12 protein-coding genes are annotated in these 9497 nt (G+C 52.4%); 5 read left to right on the top strand and 7 right to left on the bottom strand.

Features of this window, described 5'->3' with window-relative positions; all coding sequences use genetic code 11:
• Positions 1-232: 232 nt before the first annotated feature.
• Both BLT35_RS14020 and BLT35_RS14015 read right to left on the bottom strand, forming a co-directional pair.
• Positions 233-484 carry a DUF1294 domain-containing protein gene (locus BLT35_RS14020; RefSeq protein WP_062410884.1) on the bottom strand — a complete coding sequence of 84 codons (252 nt, stop codon included), beginning with the start codon at positions 482-484 and terminating at the stop codon, positions 233-235.
• Positions 485-738: 254 nt separating this feature from the next.
• Entirely contained in the window at positions 739-1776 is a 1038-nt protein-coding gene (locus BLT35_RS14015) for a YihY/virulence factor BrkB family protein (protein ID WP_249929551.1), read from the bottom strand.
• Between the two features lie 333 nt (positions 1777-2109).
• Here BLT35_RS14015 and BLT35_RS14010 point away from each other — a divergent pair, with 333 nt between their 5' ends.
• From BLT35_RS14010 to BLT35_RS26510, 3 genes are read left to right on the top strand one after another with little or no spacing between them, the layout of a single operon-like run.
• Positions 2110-2313, top strand: a complete 204-nt coding sequence (locus BLT35_RS14010) for a glycerol-3-phosphate acyltransferase (protein WP_074728483.1) — start codon at positions 2110-2112, stop codon at positions 2311-2313.
• Positions 2288-2623: a pyridoxal-phosphate-dependent aminotransferase family protein gene (locus tag BLT35_RS14005; RefSeq protein ID WP_175471991.1), complete on the top strand. Its 336-nt coding sequence runs from the start codon at positions 2288-2290 to the stop codon at positions 2621-2623. Before BLT35_RS14010 ends, BLT35_RS14005 begins: the two co-directional genes overlap by 26 nt.
• Complete coding sequence (locus tag BLT35_RS26510) at positions 2604-2786, top strand: hypothetical protein (RefSeq protein WP_137670040.1); 183 nt, start codon at positions 2604-2606, stop codon at positions 2784-2786. The genes BLT35_RS14005 and BLT35_RS26510 overlap by 20 nt, the downstream gene beginning before the upstream one ends.
• Before the next feature lie 92 nt (positions 2787-2878).
• Here the strand turns inward: BLT35_RS26510 and BLT35_RS14000 are convergent, their stop codons facing one another.
• Positions 2879-3400: a DUF2179 domain-containing protein gene (locus BLT35_RS14000; RefSeq protein ID WP_074728481.1), complete on the bottom strand. Its 522-nt coding sequence runs from the start codon at positions 3398-3400 to the stop codon at positions 2879-2881.
• A 246-nt stretch (positions 3401-3646) separates the two neighbouring features.
• Between BLT35_RS14000 and BLT35_RS13995 the strand changes: the two genes are divergently transcribed.
• Positions 3647-3946 carry a DUF3817 domain-containing protein gene (locus tag BLT35_RS13995; RefSeq protein ID WP_054818129.1) on the top strand — a complete coding sequence of 100 codons (300 nt, stop codon included), beginning with the start codon at positions 3647-3649 and terminating at the stop codon, positions 3944-3946.
• A gap of 33 nt (positions 3947-3979) precedes the next feature.
• Here BLT35_RS13995 and BLT35_RS13990 read toward each other — a convergent pair whose 3' ends face one another.
• The 3 genes from BLT35_RS13990 to BLT35_RS13980 form a co-directional block, all read right to left on the bottom strand.
• Positions 3980-4264 (bottom strand): HPr family phosphocarrier protein, encoded by a 285-nt coding sequence (locus BLT35_RS13990; protein WP_235594270.1) that lies wholly within the window; start codon positions 4262-4264, stop codon positions 3980-3982.
• 87 nt (positions 4265-4351) lie between these two features.
• Positions 4352-5080 (bottom strand): hypothetical protein, encoded by a 729-nt coding sequence (locus tag BLT35_RS13985; RefSeq protein WP_074728479.1) that lies wholly within the window; start codon positions 5078-5080, stop codon positions 4352-4354.
• Positions 5064-6329: a M48 family metallopeptidase gene (locus BLT35_RS13980; RefSeq protein WP_074728477.1), complete on the bottom strand. Its 1266-nt coding sequence runs from the start codon at positions 6327-6329 to the stop codon at positions 5064-5066. Before BLT35_RS13980 ends, BLT35_RS13985 begins: the two co-directional genes overlap by 17 nt.
• Before the next feature lie 193 nt (positions 6330-6522).
• Here BLT35_RS13980 and BLT35_RS13975 point away from each other — a divergent pair, with 193 nt between their 5' ends.
• Positions 6523-6843, top strand: a complete 321-nt coding sequence (locus tag BLT35_RS13975; protein WP_062408051.1) for a hypothetical protein — start codon at positions 6523-6525, stop codon at positions 6841-6843.
• A gap of 93 nt (positions 6844-6936) precedes the next feature.
• Here BLT35_RS13975 and hrpB read toward each other — a convergent pair whose 3' ends face one another.
• A complete protein-coding gene (gene hrpB / locus BLT35_RS13970) occupies positions 6937-9438 on the bottom strand; it encodes an ATP-dependent helicase HrpB (protein ID WP_175471990.1) in 2502 nt (833 codons plus the stop codon).
• Positions 9439-9497: the final 59 nt, after the last annotated feature.

Raw genomic sequence — 9497 nt, 5'->3', positions numbered from 1 at the left:
CAGTCGTCCAAGTCACTTGAACGGGCGGCTGCCCAAATTAACAAAGTGACATTTTTACAGATGAGTTATGGTGACATTTTCACAGCATATTGACATAGCCGCAGCATAAAAAAAACACTGCCCGAAACCAGTTCAGACAGTGTTTTTCGATGAAATTAACAACGGGAAGCAAAACATAGTCCATTCTTGCCTCCATAGACATCCTCCAACATCGATAGGACTCGGAGCCGCATCAGGCTGAGCCGAAATAAAAAGCGATCGCCGCGTTAAAGACAACAAGCAGCGGAATTCCGTATACAAAAGAAACATGCTTTGTCTTATGTCTCCATTTTCGCATACCGAACCACATGCCTAAAGCTCCTCCGGCCGCAGCAATAAGAAAAAGCGTATGCTCGGCTATTCTCCGGCTGCCTTTTTTCGCCTGAGATTTATCGTATCCCATGATGAAAAATGCGACAAAATTGATTGTAATCCAATAGATCATCCATAATTCCACCGCGGCTCCCCCTGTACGGTTTGATGGTTGATTTCCGCTGCCCAAATCCAGAAACGTCTTGGCTCATAGAAAGACGATATCCGCTCCGATGCATTCTGTCAAGTCTGCTTAGCGAGTAAAGGCGTCGCCGATCCATGCAAAAAAACCGCCCTCAGGCGGTTCCCGTACGCTTGTTTAGCTGCCATTGCGGTGCTGTTTGGTCGACAGCTCTTTTTCCGGCTGTTGAAAACTATGGGTATTCTTCATTTGTGCCGATTTTTCTTGCCGAAAGGCAAGGGCAGAGCGAACGCAAATGTTTTGCAGCTTGGCCTCCGTTTTCCTTCCTTGTGACAATGCAGCACGGCATTCATCTCGCCCCCCAGCACGATAATCATGCTTGACAAATAAAGCCACATGAGCAGCACAATGATGCCTCCGATGCTTCCGTATGTTTTGGTGTAGCTGCCGAAGTTGTTCACATAAAACGAAAACAACAATGATGTAACCACCCAGCCCAAGGTCGCGAAAACGGCCCCGGGCAGCACTTCCCTGAAAGTCAGCCGCAAATTCGGCGTATAGCGGTACAAGAGCGCGAACACAATTACCATAACAACCAAAGGAATGGCAAACTGGCCGATTCTCCAAAAGGTCTCGAAGCTGCCGGGCATAAGCGAGAAGCTGTATAGCGCCTCTCCGATCAGTCGGCCGAAGACCAGCATGATGAACGTAAATAATATCCCCATCGCCAAAATAACGGTGAACAGTACGGAAATACCGCGAACCTTCCAGTAAGGTCTGTTCTCCTCTTCATCGTAAGCCTTGTTCAAAGCCTTGATGACCGCATTGACTCCGTTGGACGCTGACCATAAAGCGGCCGCTAAACCGAGAGAAAGCAGAGAACCGCTGTTCGAGCCATCCATTTCTTGAAGCACGCTCTGAATCAACTGGATGGACGTGTCCGGCATGATCTGAGCCAGGCTCCCGATCCCGTCCCGAGTGTGAAGATCGGTAAAGCTGAGAACCGCAATAACGAAGATAAGGAAAGGAAAAAAGGACAGTATCAAGTAATAAGTCAGCTGCGCACCCATGGCGGGAACATCATCGTCTTGGAACCGGCAGTAAAGGTTTAGCAGAAAGCTTGTCCAGCGAAGCCGCGGTTTTGTGGATCTCCCCATACCGGGAGTTTTGCCGGAGCCGCCATAAGAAGCTTGTCCTCCTAAGTCCCGCTCCACTTTAGCCGGCATCTCTCCTTCCCCCTTCCCGATATACACATGCAGTACTTCACCTCGGAGTCCGGTCATGAAACAAATTCCAAGGTTTGAAAGCTTCATGTATTCCTCGCGCAGTCATTTCTTAACTTCATCACCAGATTACTTATTCACTACGGTCATAACACCATTATATTCCTCGTTTACATAACCGATGCCTACCTTCGCCATTCAAAGCTCATCGCAGACACGAAACGGATAAGCCGACAAATCCCGCAATCCCCGTTTCATGTAAAGAAGCGAACTGATGACCAAGTACTAGATCAAAATAGTACTTTTTGCACGAAGCTTCAGGCCTTAATATAAAAATGATCCTAGCTAGGGTTAGGCTCAAGAATACGGCGGTTGCTTGGGAGTATGGTGGAGATGCAATGGATGGAAGCAAGTATGCTGGTCTTAAATTATTTGCTGGGAGGCTTTTTTGCAGGGTATTGGATCGTCCGCTTAAAGGACGGGAGAGATTTACGTACGCTGGGCAGCGGCAATGCGGGAGCACGCAATGCCGGAAGAAGCCTTTTCGCTTTTATATGGTTTAATACGTTTCTTGGACCGTTATTTGAGCCGTCATGAGTATGATATGGGCATCATTCGGGTACAACCCGGGAGCTCAAGCTTTATCGTCATCTGCCGCTGGGATCTGGATTTTGATGTCATTCCATCCCCCTATGGAGAGCCCTTGGATTACGAGCGTTTGGAGGAAACCGCGAACTCTGGAGGGTACGGATGGATGTGGGCGGTTCATGGGGAGACTTCCACCGGAGTCTTGAACGATCTGGATCGATTGAAACAAATTAGCAGCAGACACGGGCTTCTTCTGGCGCTGGATTGCGTCAGCTCGTTCGGAGCCGTTCCTTTTCAACTTGTACGACCAAGGCTTTGAACTGCAGTACGAGAGCGATTATTTGCTTAAACGCAATTGGCTTCAGATCGCTGCGCTCGGAGCACTGAAGGACAAAGATATCCGGCGAATGCCGGAGTGCTTGAATTACTGCGTGAAACGACCTGCCGCACGGGATTTTAGTCTTCTTCATACTCCTTGGTAAATGACAACATCATAAGATCAATATGAGGAACGCAGCAACAGCATAAAAGAGCCGCAGAACAAATAAAGGGTCTATTGCTCTTCTTGAAGCGGTTAGCGCTTCAGAATTTTGGTCCAGAACCCGCCGCGGAACGTCCGAGGTTCATACGAAATCACGAAGGCCTTGGGCGCGATATTTTCAATGAGCTTCATCAGATTTTTTTCTTGATTCCGTTTGGCAAGCACCTGCATGACCAACCGGGGGCCATCCCGGCCCTCCGCCAACCAGCTCGTCACGCCAAAGCCTTTCTCACGCAGCTGGAGCGGAAGCAAGTTTGCTTCATGATCGACTACAATCTGCAGAGTCGTATACCCAAGCGCCAGCCATTCCTCTATTTTAATGCCAAGCCATACGCCTGCACCCCAGCCAAGACAATACGCGGCCAGATTAATTGGTTCATCAATATTTTTCAGTACAATATTTAATGCCATTAAATAGATGAACACTTCAGCCATGCTGATCAAAGCGGCCAACAATCGCCTTGCTTTCATTACGAGAATGATACGGATCGTAAATAGAGATACATACACCACGTTCATAACCACGATGGTACTCACGATTTCGAACCCGTTCATGCGGCAAGCCTCCTTTGCTATCGCCCGATGTTTGGAAATGATGGAGTTCTCGTCCGGTACAGACCCTTACCCATTGTGAATCAAAAAAGCGGAATTTTCAACCTCTTTCACAAGCTATATTTTCCCTGTCTCCATGATGAAACGAACCGACAAATTGAACATATTCCGAACAAATAAATTCAGCCATAGATCTGCCGCAAAATTGGTATATAATGAAAGTATTGTATTATAAGGAGGTGTGCATTTATGACATGGAGAACGCCTTTAGGGCGTCTTCGTCTCGCCGCTTTGTACGAAGGGATATCTTATCTTGTGCTCCTCTTGATCGCCATGCCGCTCAAATATTTTGCCGATTTTCCTATGGCCGTCAGGATCGTAGGAGCGCTGCACGGGCTGCTCTTCATTCTATTCCTTATCGCGGTTGCGCAGGTGATGTTCGTGCATCGTTGGTCGATTATGCGGGGAATCGGCGCTTTGATCGCATCGCTCGTTCCGTTCGGCACGTTTGTGCTTGATGTGCAGTTAAAACGCGATCAGCGGCAATAACCTCAAAAACCCCGATCCCGCGGGTTCATGAAATTAGCCTTGTTCGCGCGGTGCATCTTGTTTCTCCAATAAGAGAATGAGATGCTCCAACGCTTCAAGTTCGTCTTTTCCTCTCGTTTGAACCGTCAGCTTCGTACCTCGCCGAATGGGAAGCAGCATCATCCCCAATAAACTTTTGGCATCCAATTGAAGATTCAGGTTTTCATACTTGAACATGACATCCGAACTAAATAGGCTGGCTTGATGCGATATCCACTGCAGCTCCTGCGCTTCCATATCTCTGCGTACGGTGATTTCACACACTCTCATATGCTGCATCAGTCCTCTCCTATGAATAAATTTACTATATCATAAGTTATACGGTAAGCGTTTGCAAGGCTATTTTTCGGGTCGGGGACCCTGTAATTAAAGCATGGCGGCTGCATTCATTCTCTCCTTCAGCCAGCGTTGGATGCAATCCGTCATTTTCTCCAGATTGGACACGCCTTCCCCAGAGACAAAAGGATCGTGGCGCCTGAAATAATCGGCATGGCCTCCGATTAAAGAAAGCTGAACACGGCTTGCCGGCGCGTACTTTTCCGGATTCCAGCGCCACCATCTTCCCGCCGCTTTTTCCCATCCTCCCCAACTGCCCATACGGGTCACGGGATCCGTCCTGCGGCCATCCCCGCCGAATCTGATATAGAGCGTGTCCTGCCGATCTTCAGGATGCACAGCACACTTAGGCGAACCGATTTGAATAATGAAGTGCCTGAGAGCATCTTTTTCAGCGTAATCCTGCAGCAAAAGGCGGGACGCATGCGCTGCTGCCACTCCGCCCCCGCTATGACCGATGAACACACGAATTCCGCGAAATGCCGCATGGCCTCTGCTAACCTCTTGCGCTGCCCGGCGACCTCCGACAGAACGTGCAAACTGTTTAGGGCCAAGCGCCGTATCATGGGTAATCTCGAGCATTTGGGCAGCCGCTTTGCGGCTCCAATCCCCGTACGGGAATAAAAGCTGCGAGGTCGCGGACGAGCCCGCTTTTATCATCCGTCTGCTTAGCTCATACCGGAAGTCTTCCATAAAATCCGGTGACGTGGCCATTCCGCACATCAAGTATAGCTGCAGCTCCTTATTTTCTTTCTTCATGAATCCGAACACCTGCAATGCGTTCCATCAAGCTTGGATGGGTGGACCGTAACAGCTTCACCAGCAGCGGCGGATTCATTTCACTAAGAGAAGCTGCGGCAAGCTTCTGGTACATTGTCACCGCTCCTTCCGTACTGCCGATTAAACGAATCGCATACTCGTCAGCCGACCGCTCCGCCTGTCTGGATATGAAATTGGCCGCAGGACTGAAGGCAAAGGAAAGCAGGGAAATAATGAGCAGCAGTACCGGAAGCGCGGCAGCATCACCCGCTTTTCGAATGCCCCATCGAGAGCCCCACCGCCGAATCATCGCCTTATAGAGCATGCTGCCGATCCAAAGCAGGAAAAATGAGGAGGCAACGGAACCCAAAGCACTCCACTCCAAATGGTGCATCGCATAATGACCCATCTCATGAGCCATGATCAGCAGAATCTCATTCTCGTCCAGCCTCTGCAGCGTCGTATCCCAAAGCACAATCCGCAGGCTGGAGCCGATCCCGTTGACATAAGCGTTCAGCGCATTCGTCTTCTCCGACACCTTCACTTCATACACCCTGTGCGCCGGAATATCCGCTTTATCCGCCAAAGCTAAAATTTTCTGCTCGAGCTGCGGGTTGGAAAGCCGGTTAAACTCGTTGTAGAGCGGATCAATAACCACGGGCTGTATATACATCAGAAAGAGAATGAACGGCACGGACAGCAGCCACAGCTTCAGCCACCAGCGTCCTCCGCGGCGAATAAAGAAGAATGCGACGGAAGAGACAAGCGCCAGCATCACATAATGGATCGAGAATGAAACCGCATTGTCCCGGATCCAGCTCCAGACCGCTTGGGTCGATACGCCGTAGTAACGGGCCAGGGCGTATCCGGCCAATCGAAGCGGCAGCAGAGCGGCAAAAGAAACAAGGCTCAGCCAAAGCACGAATACAGGAAACCGGACATAACCCGGCATGGCTGTGTGCGCCAGCTTCTCCTGCCATCGCGCGGCAGTACCGGTGAACAACAGCACGAGATAAATCGCCCATTCCCAAGGATAACCGATAAAAAAGAGCCAATTGCGGAGTACGGAATAAACCTCGCTTTGCTGCAGCTGAGTTTCTGTCAAAAATGTGGCGGGATCTGCGGCGGTTCCTTTAAGGGCATCCGGGATCTGATCGCCTGAAGTCAGCCACAAATAGATGCCAATCAAAATGGCATACAGAGCGAATAACCCGAAATATATAGTTAAAAACCTGGATTTAAACGCCATGTCGTCTCCTTTTATCCATTTTATTACTAATTATATCGCTCTCTGAAGAAAATGCCTAATCCCATGAAAACAGCTCCGGACCCGGTGCTCGACCAAGGTCCAGTTAACGAACCGTCTTCGGACGGTTTTCAGCCAGCCGCCCTTCGTTTACAATAAAAACAAAGACAATCCGTAAAAGGACGGGTGAACAGCGATGAAATGGAATATAAAAAGCGTGAGCGGTGCCGTTATGATCGTGATCGGGGTTTGGGGATTAATCGCTTGGGGCGGATTGGCCGCTCTGCTCGCTTATCTGGTCGCTCTGGTGATGGTCGGCTTCGGCTACAAGCTGTGGATGGAGGCGGATTCCACTTTGAAAAAAGTCTGCAGCGCTCTGATGATGGCCGCCGGGGTCGGACTGATGCTGTATTGGCTGTTGAAGCTGCTCAATTTGGTGATTGCCGCAGTGTTGATCTATTTGGGTTGGCGGCTTCTGCGCAGCGGCCAAACGAGATCGAATGTTTTCCGCTATTAGCATAAAGCAAGCCGCCCGGGAAATCCGGTGCGGCTTTTCCTATGTCCTTTGCGATGGGGCAAATTCAGGTATCATCCATAACAGCCGCCGGGCTTATACCTGGTTTCGCGGCTTGGCGCGATGCGTCGGAATGGCGGCGAGCGGATCATCCGGCCAATAGTGCTTCGGATACCGCCCCTTCAAATCTTTCTTCACTTCAAAATAAGCCTCCCGCCAAAAGCTTGCTAAATCCCTCGTCACTTGTACGGGGCGTTGCGCCGGGGACAGCAGGTGCAGCACAAGGGGCACTTTCCCCCCTGCGATACGCGGCGTCTCCTGAAGTCCGAACAGCTCCTGCAGGCGTACGGCCAGGACAGGTGCGTCGGGATCGCTGTAATCGACAGGAATGCGCGAGCCGCTCGGCACCACGATATGTGTCGGGACACTCTCATCCAAGGCTTGCTTCTGCGGCCACGACAGCATGGATTCGAGCGCAGCCGTCAGATTCACCCGCTGAAGATCGTCTCGGCTTCTCATGTCATACACATGCGGAGCAAGCCAGTGTTTCAGGCCGGCGATAAGACCGGACTCCGATACGTCAGGCCAATCGGGATGATGCCTCTGCATGTAACCCATACGCTGACGCAGCTGTTTGGCCCCTTTGGTCCATGGCAGTATGGTTAAGCCTTCCTCTGCGATTCCGTCAAGCAATGCCTCCAGCCATTTATCCGGATCCGGGTTTGACAGAGGTTCCTCCCGCAAAACCAGCGCTCCGAGCCGATCGCACCGTCTTGACCTAACCGACTGGGAACCGCCATCCCAGGCGACCGTATCTTCCGTTACAATACGTTCCGCATGATGTCTGTATATGACATCCGCATCCAACGGAGCCGCCAAGTGAATTCGGCTCTCCGCTCCTTGATCATCAAGCTCGGCCGCAACTGCATAAGGCGCATAAGATAAGGGCTGCTGTGTTCCGAAGACGGCCCCCCGACCGCTGCTGAGCAAATAACGTCCGCCGCCTCTTCTTTGTGCTATCCGGTCCGGGTAAGCGTAAGCGAGCAGCCAGCCGCACGCTTCGGCATTTGCCGCTTCCTGCTGCAGCGGTAATCCGAGCGAATGCTTCCAATGCTTGGCTTCCATCTTCACTCTTTGCCTGATCGAGGGGTCGACCGTAACCCCGGCAGGAAGTGCCTCCGGGCGGGCCAGCGCTTCCACGCGCAGCCTCAAATCCGCATCGGGAACGCCAGCCTCAAAGCGCAGCATGTCCCGTTCGCTAAGCAGCGCCGCAAGTTCGCAAGCCAGCCCTCCATAGCCCAAAGGAATCGCCTGAAGCACCATATGCGCCAATCTGGGCGTCATCCCGAGCTCCACCATCCGGCGTCCGTAAGCCGTGATCGCTCCCGCTGCATCGAGTGCGCCAAGCTGCTTGAGCAGGTTGCGGCCCTGTGAGTACGCAGCGGCCGGCGGCGGATCCAGCCAGGATAACTGTTCCGGATCGGACACGCCCCAGGCGGCCAACTCGAGCGCCAGCGGAGCGAGATCGGCTTCCAATATTTCCGGCGTTGTATACTGCGCGAAGTTTCTCTCTTCCTGTTCCGTCCACAGCCGAAAGCATAGGCCGGGTGCCTGACGGCCCGCCCGCCCGCGCCGTTGATCCGCTGAAGCGCGGGAAACGGGCACCGTCTCAAGCCGGGTCATTCCTGTACGCGGCGAGAAGCGCGGCACCCGCATCAACCCGCTGTCCACAACTATCCTTACCCCTTCCACGGTGAGGCTGGATTCGGCGATCGACGTCGCCAGTACAATCTTGCGTTCGCCGGGACCGCATGGCGCCACCGCGCGATCCTGCGCTTTCTGCGGCATTTGGCCGTACAGCGGAGCCACTCGGATATTAGCTCCCAAGTTCATGCCGGCCAGGAGACTTTCTACCCGCCGAATCTCGGCAGCACCCGGCAAAAAGACCAGAAGATCGCCTTCCCCTTCCGACAGCCCGCGGATGATTTCCCTTACGACCACAGGTTCTATTCGTCCTTCCGGCCGACGGCTCAAGTATCGGGTCTCCACGGGAAAGCTTCGGCCTTCACTCACGATGACCGGCGCATCATACATCAGCGCGGCTATGGGCGCGGCGTCCAATGTGGCGGACATCACCAGCAGCCGCAAATCCTCACGAAGAACAGCCTGGGCTTCCAGACATAAGGCCAGTCCCAGATCGGCCTGCATGCTGCGCTCATGATACTCGTCAAAGATGACGAGTCCTACCCCTTCCAGGGAGGGATCGCTCTGCAGCATACGGGTCAATACCCCTTCGGTGATGACTTCGATTCGCGTTTTGGTACTGACGTTTGTATCCGAACGCACCCGGTATCCGACGGTCTCTCCCACCTGCTCTCCAAGCATCGCAGCCATGAAGCGTGCAGCGGCCCTTGCGGCCAAACGCCGGGGCTCCAGCATAATGATCTTGCGGGAGCCAAGCCAAGGCTCGGAAAGAAGCTCAAGCGGTACGCGGGTCGTCTTCCCTGCCCCCGGCGCAGCAATCAGCACCGCGTTGGTATGCGTTTTTAATTTGTCCTTCAATTCCGGAAGGATCGATTCTACAGGCAGTTTCAACAATGAGCATCACTCCGATAATCCAACAATCCAACCCTCATTGTACCACAAGCAGAAGCAAG

The organism is Paenibacillus naphthalenovorans, from assembly GCF_900099895.1.
Classification (GTDB): Bacteria; Bacillota; Bacilli; order Paenibacillales; family NBRC-103111; genus Paenibacillus_G; species Paenibacillus_G naphthalenovorans.
The sequence above is the reverse complement of the archived record's forward strand: the minus strand, read 5'-3'. Positions and strand labels throughout refer to the sequence as shown.